9 protein-coding genes and 22 pseudogenes are annotated in these 19,396 nt (G+C 69.6%); 9 read left to right on the top strand and 22 right to left on the bottom strand.

Translation table 11 applies throughout. The features are described from left to right. On the top strand, positions 1–608 hold a 608-nt coding region (locus UK94_RS03095; RefSeq protein ID WP_055748642.1), incomplete at its 5' end, for a TetR/AcrR family transcriptional regulator. A gap of 249 nt (positions 609–857) precedes the next feature. Here UK94_RS03095 and UK94_RS03090 read toward each other — a convergent pair. The 3 genes and pseudogenes from UK94_RS03090 to UK94_RS72710 form a co-directional block, all read right to left on the bottom strand. Then, the gene (locus tag UK94_RS03090) at positions 858–1,634 is read right to left on the bottom strand and encodes an SDR family oxidoreductase (RefSeq protein ID WP_055748641.1); all 777 of its coding nucleotides are present in this window, start codon (positions 1,632–1,634) and stop codon (positions 858–860) included. 152 nt (positions 1,635–1,786) lie between these two features. After that, positions 1,787–2,140, bottom strand: a pseudogene (locus UK94_RS03085) (nuclear transport factor 2 family protein); the annotation flags it as partial. 1 nt (position 2,141) lies between these two features. Beyond that, a pseudogene (locus UK94_RS72710) lies at positions 2,142–2,197 on the bottom strand (nuclear transport factor 2 family protein); the annotation flags it as partial. Between the two features lie 129 nt (positions 2,198–2,326). Here UK94_RS72710 and UK94_RS03080 point away from each other — a divergent pair. Then, entirely contained in the window at positions 2,327–2,938 is a 612-nt protein-coding gene (locus tag UK94_RS03080; RefSeq protein WP_055748640.1) for a TetR/AcrR family transcriptional regulator, read from the top strand. Between the two features lie 183 nt (positions 2,939–3,121). Here UK94_RS03080 and UK94_RS38160 read toward each other — a convergent pair. The 3 genes and pseudogenes from UK94_RS38160 to UK94_RS72705 form a co-directional block, all read right to left on the bottom strand. Beyond that, positions 3,122–3,603: pseudogene (locus tag UK94_RS38160) on the bottom strand (LLM class flavin-dependent oxidoreductase); the annotation flags it as partial. A 1-nt stretch (position 3,604) separates the two neighbouring features. Beyond that, positions 3,605–3,901: pseudogene (locus UK94_RS38155) on the bottom strand (LLM class flavin-dependent oxidoreductase); the annotation flags it as partial. A 1-nt stretch (position 3,902) separates the two neighbouring features. After that, positions 3,903–3,973: hypothetical protein (locus UK94_RS72705; protein WP_268761200.1), on the bottom strand; the 71-nt coding region annotated here is incomplete at its 3' end. Positions 3,974–4,258: 285 nt separating this feature from the next. On the opposite strand from UK94_RS72705, the pseudogene UK94_RS38150 reads away from it, so the two are divergent. The 3 genes and pseudogenes from UK94_RS38150 to UK94_RS38140 form a co-directional block, all read left to right on the top strand. After that, positions 4,259–4,893: pseudogene (locus UK94_RS38150) on the top strand (toll/interleukin-1 receptor domain-containing protein); the annotation flags it as partial. A gap of 280 nt (positions 4,894–5,173) precedes the next feature. Continuing rightward, positions 5,174–5,698: hypothetical protein (locus UK94_RS38145; RefSeq protein ID WP_235486297.1), on the top strand; the 525-nt coding region annotated here is incomplete at its 5' end. A 267-nt stretch (positions 5,699–5,965) separates the two neighbouring features. Beyond that, entirely contained in the window at positions 5,966–6,190 is a 225-nt protein-coding gene (locus UK94_RS38140; protein ID WP_011601815.1) for a hypothetical protein, read from the top strand. A 1,225-nt stretch (positions 6,191–7,415) separates the two neighbouring features. On the opposite strand, the pseudogene UK94_RS38135 reads toward UK94_RS38140, so the two are convergent. The 13 genes and pseudogenes from UK94_RS38135 to UK94_RS38075 form a co-directional block, all read right to left on the bottom strand. Then, positions 7,416–7,621: pseudogene (locus UK94_RS38135) on the bottom strand (LLM class F420-dependent oxidoreductase); the annotation flags it as partial. A gap of 198 nt (positions 7,622–7,819) precedes the next feature. Then, positions 7,820–8,426, bottom strand: a pseudogene (locus tag UK94_RS38130) (MFS transporter); the annotation flags it as partial. 1 nt (position 8,427) lies between these two features. Further along, positions 8,428–8,763 (bottom strand): annotated as a pseudogene (locus UK94_RS38125) (MFS transporter); the annotation flags it as partial. Between the two features lies 1 nt (position 8,764). Next, a pseudogene (locus UK94_RS38120) lies at positions 8,765–8,844 on the bottom strand (hypothetical protein); the annotation flags it as partial. Between the two features lie 40 nt (positions 8,845–8,884). Then, positions 8,885–9,067 (bottom strand): annotated as a pseudogene (locus UK94_RS72700) (MFS transporter); the annotation flags it as partial. A 477-nt stretch (positions 9,068–9,544) separates the two neighbouring features. Further along, a pseudogene (locus UK94_RS38105) lies at positions 9,545–9,694 on the bottom strand (Fe-S cluster assembly protein HesB); the annotation flags it as partial. Position 9,695: 1 nt separating this feature from the next. Further along, positions 9,696–9,935: pseudogene (locus tag UK94_RS38100) on the bottom strand (Fe-S cluster assembly protein HesB); the annotation flags it as partial. 1 nt (position 9,936) lies between these two features. Continuing rightward, positions 9,937–10,111 (bottom strand): annotated as a pseudogene (locus UK94_RS38095) (Fe-S cluster assembly protein HesB); the annotation flags it as partial. An 872-nt stretch (positions 10,112–10,983) separates the two neighbouring features. After that, positions 10,984–11,285, bottom strand: a pseudogene (locus UK94_RS38090) (carboxylesterase/lipase family protein); the annotation flags it as partial. Between the two features lies 1 nt (position 11,286). Continuing rightward, a partial coding sequence (locus UK94_RS03035) for a carboxylesterase family protein (RefSeq protein WP_268761192.1) occupies positions 11,287–12,528 on the bottom strand: 1,242 nt, incomplete at its 3' end. Between the two features lie 242 nt (positions 12,529–12,770). Beyond that, positions 12,771–13,243: pseudogene (locus UK94_RS38085) on the bottom strand (epoxide hydrolase); the annotation flags it as partial. 1 nt (position 13,244) lies between these two features. Then, positions 13,245–13,700, bottom strand: a pseudogene (locus UK94_RS38080) (alpha/beta fold hydrolase); the annotation flags it as partial. A gap of 1 nt (position 13,701) precedes the next feature. Beyond that, positions 13,702–13,859 (bottom strand): epoxide hydrolase N-terminal domain-containing protein (locus UK94_RS38075; protein ID WP_235486390.1); only part of this gene is annotated, 158 nt, incomplete at its 3' end. Between the two features lie 168 nt (positions 13,860–14,027). Here UK94_RS38075 and UK94_RS38070 point away from each other — a divergent pair. The 4 pseudogenes from UK94_RS38070 to UK94_RS03015 form a co-directional block, all read left to right on the top strand. After that, a pseudogene (locus UK94_RS38070) lies at positions 14,028–14,277 on the top strand (MarR family transcriptional regulator); the annotation flags it as partial. 196 nt (positions 14,278–14,473) lie between these two features. After that, positions 14,474–14,536: pseudogene (locus tag UK94_RS75720) on the top strand (hypothetical protein); the annotation flags it as partial. Positions 14,537–14,562: 26 nt separating this feature from the next. Continuing rightward, positions 14,563–14,721 (top strand): annotated as a pseudogene (locus UK94_RS38060) (type II toxin-antitoxin system prevent-host-death family antitoxin); the annotation flags it as partial. 48 nt (positions 14,722–14,769) lie between these two features. Then, positions 14,770–15,157: pseudogene (locus tag UK94_RS03015) on the top strand (type II toxin-antitoxin system VapC family toxin); the annotation flags it as partial. A 431-nt stretch (positions 15,158–15,588) separates the two neighbouring features. Here the strand turns inward: UK94_RS03015 and UK94_RS03010 are convergent. The 3 genes and pseudogenes from UK94_RS03010 to UK94_RS38040 all read right to left on the bottom strand — a co-directional run. Further along, on the bottom strand, positions 15,589–16,395 hold the full coding sequence (locus UK94_RS03010) for an FAD:protein FMN transferase (protein WP_011601804.1): 807 nt from the start codon (positions 16,393–16,395) through the stop codon (positions 15,589–15,591). 1,486 nt (positions 16,396–17,881) lie between these two features. Continuing rightward, positions 17,882–18,191: pseudogene (locus tag UK94_RS38045) on the bottom strand (ferric reductase-like transmembrane domain-containing protein); the annotation flags it as partial. A 1-nt stretch (position 18,192) separates the two neighbouring features. After that, positions 18,193–18,429: pseudogene (locus UK94_RS38040) on the bottom strand (oxidoreductase); the annotation flags it as partial. Positions 18,430–19,396: the final 967 nt, after the last annotated feature.

Below are 19,396 nucleotides of genomic sequence, written 5' to 3'. Positions count from 1 at the left end.
TATCGGGCGCCACCGGCCGGACGAACCAGAAGGCCAGGACCCGCAAGGCCATCGTGCAGGCGTGCCGAGAGCTGATCCGCTCGGGCGCCGAGGTCACGATGCCGCAGGTCGCGCAGGTCGCCCTGGTGTCCGAGGCCACCGCCTACCGCTACTTCCCCGACCTGGTCTCACTGATCCAGGAGGCCCTGGTCGGGCTGTGGCCGCAACCGGCGCAGGCCCTCGCCCCGATCGCCGGGTCGACCGATCCCGGGGAGCGCGTCGCCTTCGCCTGCGAGCATCTCCTGCGCCAGGTACTGGCCTACCAGGGCGCGGTGCGGGCGACGATCTCCCACACGATCACCGCACCGCTCCGGGCGCGGGACCGCCCCGGCCTTCGTTTCGGCCTGATCGACCACGCCCTCGCGCCGTTCCAGGACCCGGCCGGTCCGGCCTACCTCGGCCCCGCCGCGCTGGACCGCCTGAAGCTCGACCTGGCGATCACCGTCAGCGCCGAAGCCCTGTTCGTCCTGACCGACCTGTGCCGGCTGCCACCGGAGGAAGCGATCGCCAGCGCGGTACGTACGGCCACCACCCTCACCCGAGCCGCCTTCACCGACCCGCCCGGCTGACAGCGCGGAACAAGAAAACAAGGTCAGCGCCGAAATCGACTTACTTCCAGGGGCGCGAGATCCACAATGACCCGGTGACTGAGACTCGCACAATTCGGTCCGCGACGATGGCGGATGTTACGCTGCGACTCAACACGGGAATTTTCAACACCGCGCACAGCGGTTTTTCGGGCGACTCGGTTACGAGCCGTACAGCATTCGACTCATGNGACGACCCTTGAAATGCGCGAACTCTCACGCCAGGCCAGCTCAGGGCTGTGAGTGAGACGGCAGCGGCGCCGCGCCGTGGTGGGCGGTGAGCCCTCCGTCGGCGACCAGCGTCGTACCGGTGATGTAGGACGCCTCGGGCGAGGCCAGGAACCAGATGGCCGCCGCGTGCTCACGCGCCTGTCCCCAGCGCTGCATCGGGATCCGCCGGCCTACCGCCGCCGCGGACTCCGGCTCGGTCCGGTGCCGCGCCGTCAAGGGGGTCTCGCTGAGGCCCGGCGCCACGGCGTTGATCCGGATGTGCTGGGCCGCGTGATCGAGTGCCGCGGCGCGCACCATGTTGATCACCGCCGCCTTGGATGCGTTGTACGCCCAGTTCCCCGGCTCACCCTGAAGCCCGGCACTGGACGCGGTCACGACGATCGCGCCACCGCCGGCGGCACGCATGGCCGGAACGACCGAACGTATCCCGATCGCGACGCCTCGCACATTGACGGCGAAGATCCGGTCGAGCCGATCGATCGCATCGGCGTCCTCCCACGGCAGGGTCCCGCCGATCCCGGCGTTGAGGACCGCGACGTCCAGCCGCCCGAACCGATCAAGCGCGAGCCGCGCCATGGCCGTGCCGGTCTCCTCGCGGGAGACGTCCCCGACGAGCGGCACGACCTGCTCCGACGCCGACCGTCCGATCAGGGCGGACAACCCGGCCTCGTCCAGGTCGACCGCGACGACCCCGAACCCCCGGGCAGCGAACAACTCCACGCACGCTCGCCCGATGCCGGACGCCGCTCCCGTGATGACGACCGACGAGGCGACCACGCTTCCTCCAGGGAACTCGGGGAGACCACCGCGGCGGCGAATCCGGTTGCGACGCCGGCGTAAGCCTNCCCCATCAGGGTGAACGAGCAGCTTCGACGCCATGATGCGCAGGAGTCGAATCCCGACGAGATGGCCTACCCGTGGACGTGCTGTCAGCGGGGCACACCGCCGAGCGGCGCGCGGCGGGCGACGATCTTTCGGTGGCTGATGCGCCAGGTGCCGTCGCGGCGGACGATCAGGTCGTCGTAGAGCACGCTGCCGGTGGTGCCATCGGCCATGATCCCGATGCCCTTCGACCGGGCCCGGACCCGGCCGTCGGCCTGTTCGGTGAGAACGATGTTGGTGACGTGGTGACCGACGGGGTTCGCCTCGCCCAGGGCGAGGGCCGCGGATCGGATGGCCGCCACCCCGGTCAGCGTCCCCTGCCCGAAGTCGATCAGGTCATGGGTCACGTCAGCAGTGAACAGCTCCGCCAGACGGTCGAGTTCCCCGGCATCGACGAGATGNCCGTACTCGTGGATGAGGTCGTTGACAGCAATCCGGTCGTCGACGGTCAACGTCATCGGCTGGGTCTCCGCATCGTCGCATCCAACACATAAGTGGGGAGATCCCCATTTCCTGTCGACGATAATGGGCGCCTCCCTCGGTCCGCAAGCCCCGGGTCCGCATGCCCCGGTCCGCAAGGAGCCGCCGTGACGCAAGACCTGCCCCCGCGCGCCGCGGGAACGCGCGCGGCCGGGCGACGGCTGCGGTCGGACGCGGCACGCAACGTCGAGTTGCTGGTGACGGCGGCGCGGGCGTTGTTCGACGAGCGCGGCACCGAGGTAGCCCTCGACGAGATCGCCCGCCGCGCCGGCGTCGGCAACGCCACCCTGTACCGCAACTTCCCGACCAGGGGCGACCTGCTCGTCGCCGTCTACTCCGAGGAGGTCGACGCCCTGTGCGGGCACGGCGCCGCGCTGCTCGAGACGACCCCTCCCGGTGACGCCCTGTTCGCCTGGCTGGACCTCTTCGTCGTGCACGCCGCGACCAGGCGCGCGCTCGCCCTGGCCGCGATCTCGCAGGGGCCCGACGAGCGGCGCGGCGAGTTGGCGGAAGGCTGGCACGCGTCGATGCGCTCGACACTGGCAGCACTCCTGGCCCCAGCGCAGGAAGCCGGCGCGGTGCGCCCGGACCTCACCGCCGCCGACCTGCTGGCCCTCACCAACGCCACCGCCCTGGCCAGCACCGACCCCGCGGACGCCGTCCGGTTGATGCACGTCCTGCGCGGCGGCGTCGAACCTCGACCGGACCTGCCGCCCTGAACCTTCGCGGCGCCATCTGGCCGTCGGCAGTAGATCGCGGCAAGGCTCTGTCCTCTGCGGTATGGCCGCGTCGCCGCGGCGGATCGGCTCACGGGACCGCGGCCGGGCTCATCCCGCCAGACCGCCGAGGGCCTGAAGGGTGCGATCGCGCTCGGCGGCGGTGGTGATCCCGGTGGGATTGGNGATGAAGCGGGTGGCACCGGCGTCGGTGAGGCGGTGAAGCTGCGTTTCGAGGTGCCGCTCGTCGCCGATGATCGCAACCTCGGCAGGATTGGCGGCGCCCTCCTGGTCGAACATCGCCTGGTAGGAGGGGAGGTCGGCGTAGCACGCGAGATGGGCGGCGGCGCGGCGGCGGGCCTCCTCGGGATGGTCGGTGACGCACACCGGCAGGCTCACCGCGACCTGCGGCGCCGCGGCCCCGCCGCCGGCGGCGGTGATGGCGGGAACGATATGGCTGCCGATCGTCCGGGGGCCGGCCATCCAGGTCACCGTTCCGTCGGCAAGCTCGCCGGCGACGCGCAGCATCGCCGTGCCAAGCGCGGCGACGAGGACGACGGGCGGGGTGCTCCCGGCGACGTGACCGGAGAATCCGCTGGTGTCTGCGGTGATCATGTCACCCTCGAAGACGACCGTGCCGTCGCGCAGCAGCGGCTGCAGGGCGCGTANGTACTCGCGCATGTAGGTTGCGGGGCCGTCGAGATCGATCCCGAAGCGCCGCGCGACCGGCCGCCGGTGTAGCACGCCGAGGCCGAGGGTGAGCCGACCACCGCTGGCCGCCTGCACGGTCTGTGCCTGACTGGACATGGTGATCGGATGCCGGCTGTGGGTGACGGTGACGGCGGTGCCAAGCCCGACCCCGGGCACGTGTACGGCCAGCGCGGCGAGGGCGGTGAGCGCGTCGAGGTCGTACTGCTGGCCCAGCCAGACCGAGCCGAGGCCGGCCGCCGCGGCAGCTTTGGCCTGNCCTACCAGCACGTCGATGGCGTTCGACGCCTCGGGTCCGGGCGGTACGAGGGCGAGCCCGATCGGGATCATGTCGCCCACGCTAACCACGTCACCCCGAACTATCGAAACCACTTGAGTGGAATCCAGCGCCGGCACCGAGCACACGGCCGCCGCGCAAGATCGGGTCTCGTGGGGCGAAGATGCCGCCGAACTATACTCGACCACCCGGATGGACGATCCACGGCACGACGGAAGGGCGCTTCCGACGTCCCACTCGAACCGTTGATCCGTCCTGCCCCGACCGAGACCCGCATGCCGGTCGAAAGGCGCCGCCTGCAATAATGCGATATCACCGTCCTGACAGGGGTCCCCGAGGTGGCCGAGCAGCAGTGGGATTTCTTTGTTTCGTATGCGGCCGTCGACCGGGCCTGGGCCGCGTGGATCGCCTGGGAGTTGGAAAACGCCGGCTACAGCGTACTGTTCCCGGAGTGGGACTTCGTCCCCGGCTCACACTGGACGAGTCAGCTGCGCGCCGGAATCGAACGATCCACCCGGATGCTCGCCGTACTTTCCGAGCAGTATCTTTCGTCTGTATACGGGACGGCGGAATGGCAGACCGTCTACCGGGCCGATCCCCAGGGTTTCCGGCGTCGCCTGGTGCCAGTCCGCATCGAGAACTGCCGCCGGCCCGACGTTCTGGGCGGGATCGTGTCGTTCGACTTGTTCGGCTGCTCCCGGAAGGAAGCCGGCGATCGCCTGCGGACGCAGATCACGGCGGTGGTGGGCGGTCGCGCCAAACCACTGACCCAGCCTGCCTTCCCCAACGACGGAACGCTCGAACCAGGTATTCCCGGAAGCGCCGCCGACGGTGCCATCGCGCCGTCGGATGGCCCGATCCCGCCCATGACGCAGCCCTCCACGGAACCACCGGGATTTCCGTGGACTCCGGCGGCACCGGCCAGTGCGGACACGGGCGGCCGCGCGGCGCCGAACCATGGTCGGACTCCCCANCTCCCCGGCCCGTCGCCGTTGCGATCCAGCGCTCCCTCCGGCCTGCAGATCGTCTCACGTGAACCGGCCGTCAGTGTTGGTCGACGCGTCGATGTCGCAGCCGACCACCCGGCACACGGACCGTCCCACCGGGGCGAGAAGAGATCGGGCAGAGATCCTCGTCGGTCGCGCCGCATGCCCCTGATCATCGGCGCCATGATCACTGCGGTCACCGCGGTCACGCTGGTCATGTATTTTCCCAGGTCGCCATCAGGGCCACCGACGACACGTCCCGACCCNCCGACCACACCCGTTCCCACCAGATCGCCGGCAACGACTGCCAGCACGCCGACGCCGATCCCACCCGACGGTCGGGACGAGGGATCGGTCGACAAACCGAGAGAGTCCGCGACTCCCAGGCCCGCGGGAGGCGCTAGAGGTGCTACTGGCACTCCCTCCAGCACTCCTTCCAATACCCCTTCCGAAATTCCAGGAATCACCCAGCGACTCCACGGAAGCTGGAATTGCATTTACCAGGAATACCCTCAGGGTACAGCAGGAGGAGAATGTCAGGCCAGGGTCAACTTCTCCGCCCAAGAGACCTTCATCCTGCACTACGACGATGATCATCCAGAGACTTCAGGCGAATATCAGGTTCTGGGTAGAGACAAGGCGGCCGGCCAAGGAAACGAGGCAGAATACCTTATGCAGATCAGCGCCCCCGGCGAGCAGAGATTCTTGAGATTCTGGTTTGATAATGATCAACTCTACCTGCTGGACAACAAGGATAATAAAGAGGTTCTCTACCATCTGCAGCATGCCTGAATGATGGCCGTGAAGTGCGGCCCGCTCGGTGCCCGCCCAGTCTCGGAAGGTGACCAAGACCCGGGCGGACCTGACCCTCAACGATCTCCGACGCCCTCCGATGCGCCCAACCGCCGTGACCCCGCGTGCATGGCGGCCTTGGGACGATCTCGCGGAGGTCTTCGCCCTGCCGTCCGACGCCGACTGGCCCGGCGATCGCGACCTCGTCGACAACACCCTGACGGACCCCTGGGAAGATCGATGAATCGTGGCGTCCTGCACACCAGCGTGCTGGTCGCCACCGACGTCCTTCCGATCCCCGGTGAACTCGCGGTCAGCGTCATCAGCATCGCCGAGCTTCAGTTCGGCGTTCTCGTTGCCAGGACACCCGAGGCCCGCGCGAACCGACTCGCAGATCGCACCCAGCACGATCTCCTCGACCTGGTCCTCGGTCATCACGGGCGCGTCGCGGCTCTCCACCGCGCGCGACAGGATGCGCCGAACCAGGGCTGACGTGGGGAGGTGCTCAGCCGCCGCGCACGCCTTGAGCGCATCCGCCGACGACGCCGGCACCCGTACCGAGACCTCAGCCTGCTCGGACTCGATCGAATCGCCCGCGCCTAGAACACCTCAGGTCCGGCAGACGTAAACATGCCGCCCGTCGCAGGAAAGGTTGCCGTCGATCGCCGCCCGTCAGTCGAGCCCGCCGATGCCCTCGAGGGGAAGGGACACGCCGTTTGCGGCGCGCCAATCTCGCTTCGATGGGTACGACGTGCTCTCAGGTGCGACGTGCTCTCAGGTGCGACGTGCTCTCAGGTGCCAGGTCGGTCGGACCACCAAAAGCCACCTTCCATGTCTGCCAACGAAAAGGATCTACGCTCGGCGCCTCGTCGACGGACAAGAGAGACGCGACCATCAGCCGACCGGTCGAGCCGGATCTCGACAAGCGACAAGAAGGTGTCCGACTCGAAGTATTCCTGAATCAGCATGATGATGTACTGCAACCGGACTCGGTCCCGCTCATCCCCCTGCGCTTCGGCAAGACCGAGGACGGAATTCTCCTCGTCCAGCCGGCTGAAGTACTCCTTCAGAAGATTCAGTTCAAGCGTGACGCGAACCGCTCGATCCTCATCACGAAGATCGAATGTTCCAGCTGTAGAGTCCAGGCCAGAGATCGGATATCGACGCCGGAGGATTTCGACAACAGCATCGAACAGTTCTTGCTTGTCGGCCATGTAAACCTCGGNGATTCATGGTGACTGTCACAGTGGCCAGCCTGGGCTGTTCATCTCGAACGTTACCTGATCCTACTATGAGGGTAGCCGGTGCCGGGACACAGGAAAGTGCTTCTGACCTGGGAGGACACAGGTGTCTCACCCGAGAATGACAGGGAGGGGACGGCCCAGGACGCTCGCCGAGCGCGACGGAGACCGGACGCCNGTGGAAGAGCATCGCCCTGCGACGAGTCCTCGATGCCCTGTTCTGGGTCAGCAACCGCGACACGTGGAGACTCATCGGTCGGCACCACCATGATGGTGAGACAACCGCAGGGACATGATCCTCGGACGCGGAAGGCCGAACAAAGCCGTCTCGGCAGACCGGACTGGCCCGAGCCGGTGCCGGCGGCGGTCACGGCATCCAGCTTCACCGTGCCGCGCCGATGACGCGTGCTCCGCGGCTACGAAGAAGCTGGACGAGCAGGATGCCCGCGCCGCGGCGCTGCGGCGCCGCCGCCGCCGGCGGCGGTGATGGCGGGCACGATGTGGCTGCCGATGGTCCGGGGACCGGCCATCCAGGTCACCGTTCCGTCAGCGAGTTCACCGGCGACGCGCAGCATCGCCGCGAGCCGTCGTGCAGCAGCGGCCGCAGGACGCACAGGTACTCGCGCATGTACGTGGCCGGACCGTCGAGATCGATTCCGAAGCGCCGCGCGACCGGCCGCCGTGCAGCACGCCGAGGCGTCGTGGGGGTGTATCTCGACCCGCCGGGACCCCCGCGGTGAAGAAGTCCGCTGCTGAGCCACCCGCGGTTCCACCTCCGCTTCACCCCGACCTCGTCGTCATGGATGACTGCTGCGGTTGTTTTGACGCGTCATTGGGATGGATTTCACGTTGCCCTTGCCGAAATCTTCATCCGTGCGGCTCATGCAGCATTCCGCAAACCTGGCAGGATCAGGCACAGCACTGCCGCCGTGGCGGCCGTGGCGGCGAAGGCGCCCACCGCCCAGGCGCCGGACACGTGCTGGACAAGCAGCCCAGCGGTCAGCGGCGCCAGCGCAGCCAGCGCGGTAGTCGCCATGACCACGGTATTGATGACCCGCCCGCGCATTTCTGCCGGTGCACTGCGGAGCGTCACGGCAAACAGCGCGGCGTTCACGGCCGGCGCGAGCAGCAGCGCCAGAGCGATCGGCGCCGCCACCAGCGGCGACGGGAGGAGCGGCGCCGCAGCACCGAACAGCAGCGCCCCAGCCAGGGTGATCGTGGTGGCCAGGGCTCCCAGGCGCATGCGCCCCTGCAGCCGGGGGGCCACTACGGCGCCGAGCAGCCCGCCGGCCGCGATGGTCGCCTGCACCAGGCCGAGCACCGCAGTGGAGGTACCGTGATGACGCAGCGCGAGCGTAACGGTGAAGATCACGCCGGTGAAGGCAAAGTTCATCAGGGGTGCCGTTATCGCTACCGCGCGCAGGATCGGCACCTGCCAGACGAACTGCAGGCCGTCGGCCACCTCGCGCCACAACGCCTTGCGCTCGNCCACGTTCTCCGGGCGGAACCGCCCCCGGATCCTGTTCACCGTGCCGAACGAGACAACGTAGGAGACGGCATTGGCGAGGAACGGGACGGCCTGGCCCAGCCCGAAAAGAGCCCCGCCGAGCGCCGGGCCGGCCAGGGCGGCAGCGTAGGTCCTGGCCTCGGTGGCGGCCGACGCCTGCTCCAGTTGCCCGTCCGGCACGATCCCCGGCAGTACCGCGGCAGCCGCCGGGTTGAAGATGGCGCCTGCGCCTCCCTCGATCAGGCACACGACCAGCACGACCGGCCAGGACGCGAGATCGGTCGCGATCAGGATGCCGAGCAGGGCCAGCAGGGCCGNGCGCATCGTGTCACAAATGATCATCGTCAGCCGCCGGTCGAACCGGTCAGCGAGCGCCCCGGCGGGCAGCTGCAGGCACANNAGGGTCATTGCCCGCGACGTCCCCACCACCCCGGCGANCACCGCCGAATGGGTCAGCGCCAGGATAAGCAGCGGATAGGCGAGCAGGCCGATCCCTGAGCCAGTATCAGAGAGCAGCTGGCCGGTCCACAGCATACGGAAGCCCTCGTTGCGCCGGAGAGGAACCTCTTGGTGCACATTGGCATCTGTCCCGACTCCGGTAGCGTCGCTCACCTTCGGCATTGTATGTACCAAGTTTTAACGATGTCCACGTATCGGATTATCTTCGGCGGGCGATGATCCAAATCGCCGCCCAATATCCTGCGTCGTTGATTCGTCCGCGGTAGGCAGCGAGGGTTCCGAGACTCTGGTCGGCGGTCTTCGTCCAGACGAACGGCCTCGGGTCCCTTGTTCCACGCACTGATCCACTTTNGGATGCCGGCTTCGAGTTCGACGACGGACCGGTGGGTCGAACGGCAGAGTTTCCGGCGGCTGAGTTCAACGAACCAGCGTTCGACCAGATTCATCCATGACGACGAGGTCGGGGTGAAGCGCAGGTGGAACCGCAGATGGCTCAGCGCCACTACTTCACCGCGAGGTCCCGGCGGGTCGAGAGACACCCCCACGACGTCACGGACCTTCTCCACGAACCGCGGATCGGTCGCAAGCTTCCGCCTCTCGACCAGATGCGGCTTCAGACCGATACTACGGTCAGGGCGGCTACGCCTTGGCGGCGGCCTTCATAGCTTTCTTGTAGTCGCGGACCTTGCTGCGGGACTCGGGGCTGGTGATGTCGGCGACGGAGCGGTGGCTGCCGTCCTCGCCGAACGGTGCACACGCCTCGCGCCAGCCGGGCGGGGTCACACCGAGNTGCTTGCCGAGCAGGGCAACGAAGATCCTGGCCTTCTGCTCGCCGAAACCAGGCAGCGCCGCGACCTGCTTGAGCAGCTGACGGCCGTCGGCCGCCGTCGTCCACACCGCCGCCGCATCACCATCGTAGGAGTCGAGCAGTAGCCGGCACAGCGACTGCACCCGCTTCGCCATCGAACCCGGGAAGCGATGCAACGCCGGCTGCCGGGAAAAGATCGCACCCAACTCGTCCGGGTCGAACNCCGCAAGCTCCGCCGGATCCAGCGGCCGCCCCAGCCGCTCCACCAACTCGTACGGCGCCGCAAACGCCCGCTCCAACGGGATCTGCTGGTCCAGCACCATCCCGATCAGCAGCGCCAACGGGTCGTTCGTCAGCAGTTCGTCGGCCTCGTTGATCTGGCTCAAGTGCAATCCCACGGCATCACCGTAGCCGACCACGCCAGGCTCGGCGTTGGCCCGACCGGCGATGGTGCGGAAGGCGTTGCTAGCACCGCACCACCACGGCTGGTACGCCGCCCGCCTGAACGAGCCGGGTGATGTCCTTGGGGTCGCTGGTCAGGATGCGGTCGCCCGGACGCGCGAGCAGGACGACCGTCGCGTCAACCACATCGGACGTACCGGCCCGGCCAAGTAGCACACCGGCATCGCGGCCGGTCCGCTCATCAACGGTGNACACCTCCACCGCGCGTAGCAGGCGGGCCAGTGCGGCCTGCGGCCCGGCGTGATCCCGCCAGACCTGGGCAACGACGACGGCGTTGCTCCGTAGCCCGATGCCGAGGTCCGCGCGGCGCATCTGGATCACCTCACCTCCGCCACGCACGAGTTCACCGTGGCCGTGGCGGAACGGGCCGGACGCACGGCGGAGGACCCCGACGTCATCGCGGTCAGCGGCGCCATCATCGGCATCATGATGATCAGCCAGCTTGACACGTCCAGGCGGCCGGGCCGTCCTCACCGCATCGGGACCCGGTTGTTGCGATCGACGACGCCCTGGCCCGGCTGCACAAGGGATTCGGCACGCTCTGAACGGAAACGTCAACGGCGGAACCTCCGGCGGCTCGGAGTGCTCACGGCGACGCGGCCTCCATTCCGCGATCCCGGAGCACGAATCGGTGGGCGGTCCGGTTCTGTTCCCTGTCTGTCCGAGGTGCTTGTCCAGCACCATCCCGATCGGCAGGGCCAGCGGATCGTTCGTCAGCAGCTCGTCCGGCTCGTCGCTCTGGCTCACGTGAAGTCTCAGGTCGCCGCGCCGACGTACTCGAAGACGCCGCCAGCCTGCCGGGCAGTCGTCACGGCGCGTGGAGGAGGAGGGGCGGGAAGGAGTGGTCCTGCCAGATCAGGCGGGATCGCTCCTCCGGGTAGGCGGTGACGACCGGGGAGGTGTCGAAGATCTGGGTGAGGCGGTGGTCGCAGTCGTAGGCCGGCCAGCCAGGGTCGCTCCGGGTGGCGAACGTGGTCCAGGCGCTCCGCATCCGCGCCGACAGCGCCGTCGCCTCCGGGGTGGGGCTGTCGCCGATCAGCAGGGCGGGCTGGCCGCTGGTGAGGTTGCCGAACACGAGCGGGACGTCGAGGCCGTGGCAGGCGCCGAGTGNGCCGCCCATGCCCGGGGCCGGCCAGGTCAGCTCGTAGAGGTGCACCCGGCCGCCGCCCGCGACCTGCACCTGCGCGAGGTGCAGGGTGGGCATCCGAAACAGCCAGTCCGAGTGCACCAGTTCGTACAACTGCTCGGGGCCCGCGTCCGGGTAGGCGTCACGGTAACGGCGGGCGCCGTCCCGGCCGGGGGCGAAGTCCTGCAGCGCGGTCGCCGCCTGGTCGGGTGTCACCTGGCCGAGCAGGCCGGTGAGGGCGGTGAACAGCCGCTGTTCGTCGCGGGTGTGGCCGGCGAGCAGGTCGACGTCCCGGCCGGCGCCGGCGGCCAAGGCCTGCCACGGCGTGGCCGGCAGGACCTCGCCGTCGACGACGGGGGCGAACAGGATCGACCGGAGTGCGGCCTGGCCCCAGCGCCGCGACCGCGTGGCCATCGTGGCGGCGACGGTGTCAGCGGCGACGGTCAGCAGGGCCGGATCCACAGTGGCCAGGTCCGCGACGGTGGGACGCAGTCCCAGTTCGTCGGCGCAGGCGGCGGCGATGTCGGCGGCGAGCTCGGTCGAGAAGAAGGTGCCCGGCACGCTCTGCGCGATGGCCCTGCGGAACAGCCCGGCCGCCCGAGGCATGGCCAGCAGGGCGGCGACCGATCCGCCGCCGGCGGACTCGCCGAACACCGTGACCTCGTCCGGGTCACCACCGAAGGCGGCGATGTTGTCGCGTACCCATTCCAGCGCGGCGACCTGGTCGAGCAGGCCGCGGTTGGGGGGCGCTCCCGTGATCTGCGCGAAGCCCTCCATCCCGAGGCGGTAGTCGAAGGTCACCACGACCACACCGCCGTCCCGGGCCAGGTGAGCGCCGTCGTACTCGGGCCGGCTGGACGCGCCGATCGCGTACGCACCGCCGTAGATCCAGACCATCACCGGAAGCTTCGCGGCCGGGTCGGGTTCAGGCGACCAGACGTTGACCGTCAGCCAGTCGTCGCCCGGCGTGCCCTCGGCCGACGGGCCCCGGCCGAGCACGTCGGACTGCGGCGGCGGAGTACCGTAGGACAGCGCCGACCGCACACCGTCCCAGCTCGCGGCCGGCCGCGGTGCGGCGAAGCGGAGCCCGCCGACCGGCGGCGCGGCGTAGGGAATGCCGCGGAAGACCGCCACGCCGGACTCCCGGCTCCCGCACAGCGCCCCGCCCGCCACACGGGCCCCGGGCCTGGACCCGGCAGACGCCGGTACAGCACCGACGGTCGTCATCGCTCCTCCAACGCGGACGCTGCGCACTCGTCCGCGATCGCGATCGCGGACGCGGACGCGGACGGCGGAATCATCACGCAGGACCGGGAACGCTCGCCATCCATTTACCGTGCCCTGTCGACGGCTCCACCACAGGACGGCGACCAGGGCGTGCCAGGGGTTGAAGGAGACGGGTGCATCGAGGCACACCAGCGCCGCCAGTGCCTGCCCCAGCCGGGACAGCACTGGCGAGGCTGCTGGCCTCACAGGCGCTGGAAGAAGGCGCGGATGTCGGCGGCGAGCAGTTCGGGCACCTCAAGTCCTGGGAAGTGGCCGCCACGGTCGGCCTCCGTCCACCGGGCGATCGGCATCCGCCGCTCGGCGTACGGACGGATCGGGCGGGTGATGTCCTCGGGCAGGACGAGGACGCCCACCGGTTGGACGGTCCGCCACGAGGGCGGGCCGCCGGTCTCCCGGTGCAGGCGCGGGGCCGAACCGGCGGTCCCGGTCAGCCAGTAGAGCGTCGCGTTGGTGAGCAGCCGGTCGGGACTGATCGAGAAGTCCGCGGCCGCCCACATCGTCATCGGGTCGAGCAGCCAGGCGAGCAGACCGACCGGTGAGTCGTTGAGGGCGTACGCCGGGGTCTGCGGCCGGGTGCCGTTGATCGTCCGAACCGCCGGCTGGTTACGCAGGTAGGCCTCGGTCTGGACGAGCCGCTCCTGGTCTCCCGGGGTCANCCGGGCGCGGTCCGGGTCGCCGGGCAGCGGTGGGGTCGGGAGGTAGTTGAGGTGGATGCCGACGACGTGGTCGGCGTCGTGCTGGGACAGCGCCCGGGACACCGAGGCCCCCCAGTCTCCCCCGTGGGCGCCGTACCGCCGATAGCCCAAACCACACATCAGCTCCGCCCAGGCACGTGCCACGCGGTCGACATCCCAGCCGCGCTCGCGCGTCGGGCCGGAGAAGCCCCAGCCCGGAATCGACGGGACGACCAGGTGAAACTCGGCCGAGAGCGGCCCGATCACGTCGAGGAACTCCACGATCGAGCCCGGCCAGCCGTGGGTCAACACCAGCGGGAGCGCCTCCGGCCGCGGGCAGCGCACGTGCAGGAAGTGGATCCGCTGGCCGTCGATCTCGGTGACGAACTGCGGATGGCTGTTCAGCTCGGCCTCCGCCGCACGCCAGTCGTAACGGCGNCGCCAGTGGTCGGCCAGGTCCCTGACTCTGGCCAGCGGCACGCCGAACTCGTCGCCGACGCCCGGCAGCTCGTCGGGCCAGCGGGTGCGGTCGAGGCGTGCCTGCAGGTCGTCGAGGTCGGCCTGCGGCGCGTCGACACGGAAGGATTCGATCCTCACCGTTAGTCCTCCTAACGTTTGTCGCACCAACGTAAATCGTTGGTGGGACGAACGCAAGGCGCTACGATGTGGTTCATGCCGGAGCGCGGCCGTCACGGGTCGATCGACCCCACCGCCGTCCCCGCGCGCCTACGGTCGCTGGCCACCCGGCTCNTCGGCCGGGGCGCGGTGCACGCGGACCGGATCTCGCACGCCCGCCTCGCGGCGGTGGGGGCGACGCGGTGGCAGTACGCGACGCTTGTGACGCTCCGCGACGCCGGCCCGGCGAGTCAGGCCGCGCTCAGCGAGCGCACCGGCATCCACCGCAGCGACATGGTGGCCGTGCTGGGCGGCCTGACCGAGGCCGCGTACGTGGAACGCACCCCCGACCCCGCCGACCAGCGCCGCAACATCGTCACGCTGACCGCGGCCGGGCGCTNCCGGCTGCGCGCCCTGGACCGACTCGTCGACCAGACCCAGGACGAACTGCTCGCCCCGCTGACCCCGACCGAACGCGCGGAGCTGATCCGCCTCCTGCAACGCATAGACGATCATCACTCGACACGCTGACACGGCTGGCGGGCAGGCATGAGGCCGCGGAGGCACAGCGCTGTACATGTAATAACGTGGAGCGCATGACAGCGTTGCCAGACGGCGGCCAGCCTCGGGTGGGGATGCGCGAGCTCTCCCAGCGGACCNCCAAGGTTCTCGCGCTGGTCCGCGNGGGTGCGACGGTCGAGGTGACCGACCGAGGCAGAATCGTTGCGAGAATCGTTCCGGCGGAGGACGACCGCTACGAACAGCTTGTCGCCGCCGGCCTGATCCGCCAGGCCACCGGTCCGTTCAACCCTGCGCATCTACCGGAGCCGGCGGCCAATCCGACNGGCCGTTCCACCGACGAGTGGCTCGCCGACCTGCGCGGCGAGGGCTGATGCCGACGCGGATCTATCTCGACACGTCCGCCCTGGCAAAGATGTTCATCGCCGAGAAGGAGTCAGATGACCTTCGTCAGTGGCTCGTCGAGCAGGTGCAGCCGCTGCGTCTCGTCTCGTCGGCCCTGCTCGCAGTCGAACTGACCCGGCTGCTCGGACTGATCAACCCAGCCATACTCGGCCTGGCGGAGTCCTTCCTTTCCAGCGATGTGGATCTCGTGCAGATCACTCCACCGCTGCTCGCCGACGCTTCCCGCGTGCCTCCGGCCCGGTTGCGGACCCTCGACGCGATCCACCTGGCGACAGCGCTCGACCTCAGAGACTCTCTGGACATCGTGCTCAGCTACGACAAGCTGCTCATCGAGGCCGTGAGCGCGTCCGGCCTGGNACCCGCGTCGCCCGGCGCCGAGGCTTAGATCCCGTCGCCGCAGCGGACGACCAGTTTTCCACGGGTGCGCTCGCGCAGGAGATCGACACAGGCCTGGGNACCGTCCNCGAGNTGGTATCGCCGACTGATCGGGGTCTTCCGCCACTTCGCCAGCAAGGAGAACCTGGTTGCCGCGATCCTCTGTGACCAGCTCGATCGTCTTTCCGCCGCCGGGACGGCGCTGCTGACGGCGGCCGATCCGAAACCGATCCCCTGCCCAGTCCGGCGCCGGCCCGACCCGCCCTCGGCGGATGACCACGGCCATGNCGCCCGAGTGGACCAGGACGGAGCACTCCTCTCGGCTGCACCGCCCGGGTCCGCTGCGGCCAGGCCGCACATTCGGACGCCTCGGGACCGAGCGGGACACGCCCGTCCGACGGGAATCCACCCGCTACAGTGCCGGCATTCCCAGCTGCTGTCTCCCGGCGGCCAGTTGACCGGGGAAGGCCTTGCCGGCGCGGATCCGGCCGGTTGTCGTGACGGTAAGCCACGCCCAACCCGCCCGAGTGAACTCCGCGAGCAGGTCGCCCGTATCCGACCCGGCGGCGAGCGCCGCGGTCGCGTAGGCGTCCGCCACGGTCAGGTCGGACCCGACGACGGTCACGGAGGCCAGACCGCTCGCGGGCACGCCGGTCGACGGGTCGACGACGTGGCTGCCACGCTCCGCGATACCGGACGTGGCCACGGCGAGATCGGTGCCTTCGACGACCGCGACCAGCCCGCCCCGGTCGAACGGGTCGACGATGCCGATCCGCCAGGGCTTGCCGGACCCCGATCCCTCGGCTGACGATCCCTCGGCTGACGGTCCGGCCGCGCCGCGGATCCGCAGGTCGCCGGCCGCGTTGACGCAGTGGTCCGGGGCGCCGGCCTCGATCAGGGCGGCGGAGGCCGCATCGGCGGCCCAGCCTTTCACCAGCCCGGTGGGGTCGAGGGTGCCGTCCCGCCGCCAGGCCGGGTCGAACCAGCCGCCGGTGGCGTCCCGGCAACGCCCGGCCAGCCGATACACCTCGCGCACGTGCTCCGGGCAGTCGGCGAGGTCGACCTCGCCCCGCCGCAGCCGAGACACCCAGGACTCGGGCCGGAACGTACTGAAGTCCTCGTCCGCCTGATGCAGGACGGCGACGGCCGTCTCGATCGCCGCGTCGAGGGCCGGCGGCGGCAACGGGGTGCGCACGTCGATGCTGACGACCGTGCCCATCACCGGCTCGGGGTGAACCCGGCCGGTCCGGCCCGCTGGCCTCGGCGCGTTCGTCGGGCTAGGCACCGAGCTTGTCCAGTACCGACTGGACGGACCATGCATACCCGTAGCTGGTGAATGATGCGCCGGAGACCGAATCGATCTTCGCGCTCTGCGCGTCGAGGACCTCCTGCNGCAGGAGCGGCACGGCGTACTCGTTGATCTGGCGGTCGCGTGGATCCTGATCCGGCACTACCACCGGCACCACGTCGACGATCGTGCTGCCGGCCAGGACGACGTCGACCTGTACCGGCCCGAACCTGGTGTCGATCGCGTCCCCTCGCACGGTCTGTCGGGCGCTGGAGCCNCCGGAGCCGGCCGCACCACCGGAGCCGGACGAGACGGATGGGTCGGGCGCGGCGGATGCCTCGGACGGGTCGGAATCGGGTGAGGCCGAGGGGGCGGCGTCGGCTGCCGTGGCCCGGTCAGGCGGCGCGGACGCCAGCGCGGAGCTCGGTGCGGACCCGTCGCCGGAAATCGTCTTGACGCCGACGACGAGGACGACCGCGCTCGCCAGGGCGGCGAAGCCGAGTGGACCCCGGTAGCGGCGACTGCCGATGTCGTTCATCGCAGGCTGTACTCCTCCGTGTGGATCTGACCCGTCGGGACGCCGAGATCACGCAACCCGCGTGCGACAACCGCCGTCATCCCGGGGGGTCCACAGACAAAGACGTCACGCTGCGCGACGTCCGGTACGGAGACGGCGATGATGTCGGATGCGAGCGGGTCGTAGCCGAGTTCCCGCCGGCTGCCGACGACCTGGTGGAACACGAGGCGCCCGTGAGCGGCGAGAAGCGACAGCTCGCCGCCGAGCGGCAGATCGTCCGGCCGNCTCGCCCGCTGCAGGACGATGACGTCCCAGCCCCGGTTGACGAGGTCCTCGGCCACCGCCCGGACGGGCCCGATGCCGCTGCCACCGCCGATCAGCAGCGCCTTGCGTGCGGGGGCGTGGGCGTGGGCGTGGGTGAAGTGCCCGAACGGCCCTTCCGCGAGCACGCGGGTTCCGGGCCGGAGCCGGGCGAGGTCCCTGGACTGGTCGCCGAGATCCTTCACGGTGATCCGCAGCAGGTCCGGATGCGGGGGCATCGACAACGAGTAGGCGTGCGCGGACGCCCACTGCCCGCGGGCGAGGAACCGCCACAGCAGGAACTGCCCGGGAAGTGCGCCGAGCTGGTCCAGCCGCCGCCCCCGAATCCAGACGGACACGACCCCGGCTGCCTCCACCACCACCCGGTCGACGGTCATCCGGTGTCGCAGGTCGGCCCGCGCCGGCAGGACGATCCGCCAGACCACGAGGCAGGCGGCCACGGCCAGGTACAGGGCCGTCCACAGCAGCCTGTTCCGGGGATGGTCGACGAAGTCCTCGCCGCTCGCGATCTGATGGAAGAAGGTGAGCGCGACTGCCGCGTAGACCGTCAGATGGACCGCGTACCACGCCTCATACGANATCCGGGCGCGCAACGACCAGGCGCTGCTGATCCCCACGGCGACGAACAGCAGTGCGCCGATGGTCGCCTCCCACTCGTCCGGGTACCGCGTGATCACCGTGACGAGTTCGGACAGCGGCTGCTCGTGCGCGCTCAGCCCGTAGCCCCACACCGTCAGCAGGACGTGCCCACCGATGAGGAGCACGATGTTCGTGCCCAGCCCTCGATGCCAGGACGCCAGCCGGTCGAAGCCGATCGCCCGCTCGAGCGCCGGCACCCTGGCCATCAACATCAGTTCCACCAGCACGAGATAGGCGGCCAGCAGGCCGGNCACCCGGCCGAGCGCGGTCATCGTGGCCGCCGCCGTCTGCACCCGGGACGAAGGCGTGTCCACCCACCACAGGGCGATGACGGCGACGCCGACCGCGGTGAGCCCGAGGCGCACCGCCAGATCGGGAAGCCGATCCTCGGACAGCAGATCGCGCGACCACGCCGTGACGCGCGGCCGCCTGGGTTTCAGCCCGAGGCGAGCGTGCGGCTCGGGCGCCGGAGGAGGCATCCACGTCATGTGGCAACGTTGNGCGAAAAGGCTGAAAAGTGGCTGACCTCGGTCGCTGTTGAACCTGAAAAGCACCTGTGGGTCAACCGAGANCCCNCCCCGGTCTCCGCCCGCCGTGTGTCGACCACCGTGCGTGTCCGCTTCGCCGGCTGGCTGCGCCCGGATCCGGGGCGTTTCGCAGGTCGCCGTCGGGAACGTGCCGGCTCGGGGGTGGTCGGACGGCCGCGACTTNGCGATCTTCTTGATCTCCCGGTGTTCCAACCGCCGTCGTCACCTCGCGCAACCGGACGAAAGCCCGAACGGAACCCGCGCCCTCAGGTAAAATCTTTCGCGGTATGCCGAGAAAATCGGACGAGGTGACGCCGGCCGAAGCGACACGGTTGAAGGCGTACTGGTACGCGGTCCGCAAGCCCCGGGTGGTCCACGAGGCCGGGGTGGTGTCGCTGGTTCTCCCNGGGTACTTCGGTGGCCGTCCATGGTCCATCCCGGTAGATCGGGTTGCCGTGCGCGACCTGAGCAGCGCGCCGCTACCGGAGGACATCCCAGANCCCGAGCCGGTTCTGGCCCGTCAGGTGACGATTCCCTACCTGTTCACCACGGGGCCTTTGACCCTGCCGAACCTGCTGCTGATGTTCACCGAGCCGCAACGGGTGCCACCGCTTCGGCTCGGGCCCGCGATGGCGCCGAACTCCGACCTTCCGTTCGGTTACTTCTCGACGCGGGCGGAGCGCGGGGCCTACGTCGACGGCGTGAAGCTGCGTGCCGAGAACCCATCGGGGCTGGAGCGACTCCTGCTCGCCGCCGGAACCACCCGGTTCGAGGACCCGGTCCGATGGCTGCACCGGCACCGGCAGGTGATCACGGATGCGGCCGATCAGGAGAGGATCACCCGCCGCCGCGTCGTCGGACACCGGATCCAACTGGCCGCCGCGTTCGTCTGGGTCCCGGCNGTCATCGGCGAGGAGGCCCTCATCGG

It is taken from the genome of Frankia sp. AvcI1, from assembly GCF_001420875.1.
Taxonomy (GTDB): Bacteria; Actinomycetota; Actinomycetes; order Frankiales; family Frankiaceae; genus Frankia; species Frankia alni.
The sequence above is the reverse complement of the archived record's forward strand: the minus strand, read 5'-3'. Positions and strand labels throughout refer to the sequence as shown.

Bases quoted from the DNA above. Each gene is read 5' to 3' on its own strand.
- UK94_RS03010 (WP_011601804.1), bottom strand. From the start codon at position 16,395: ATGGGCACGGTCGTCAGCATCGACGTGCGCACCCCGTTGCCGCCGCCG.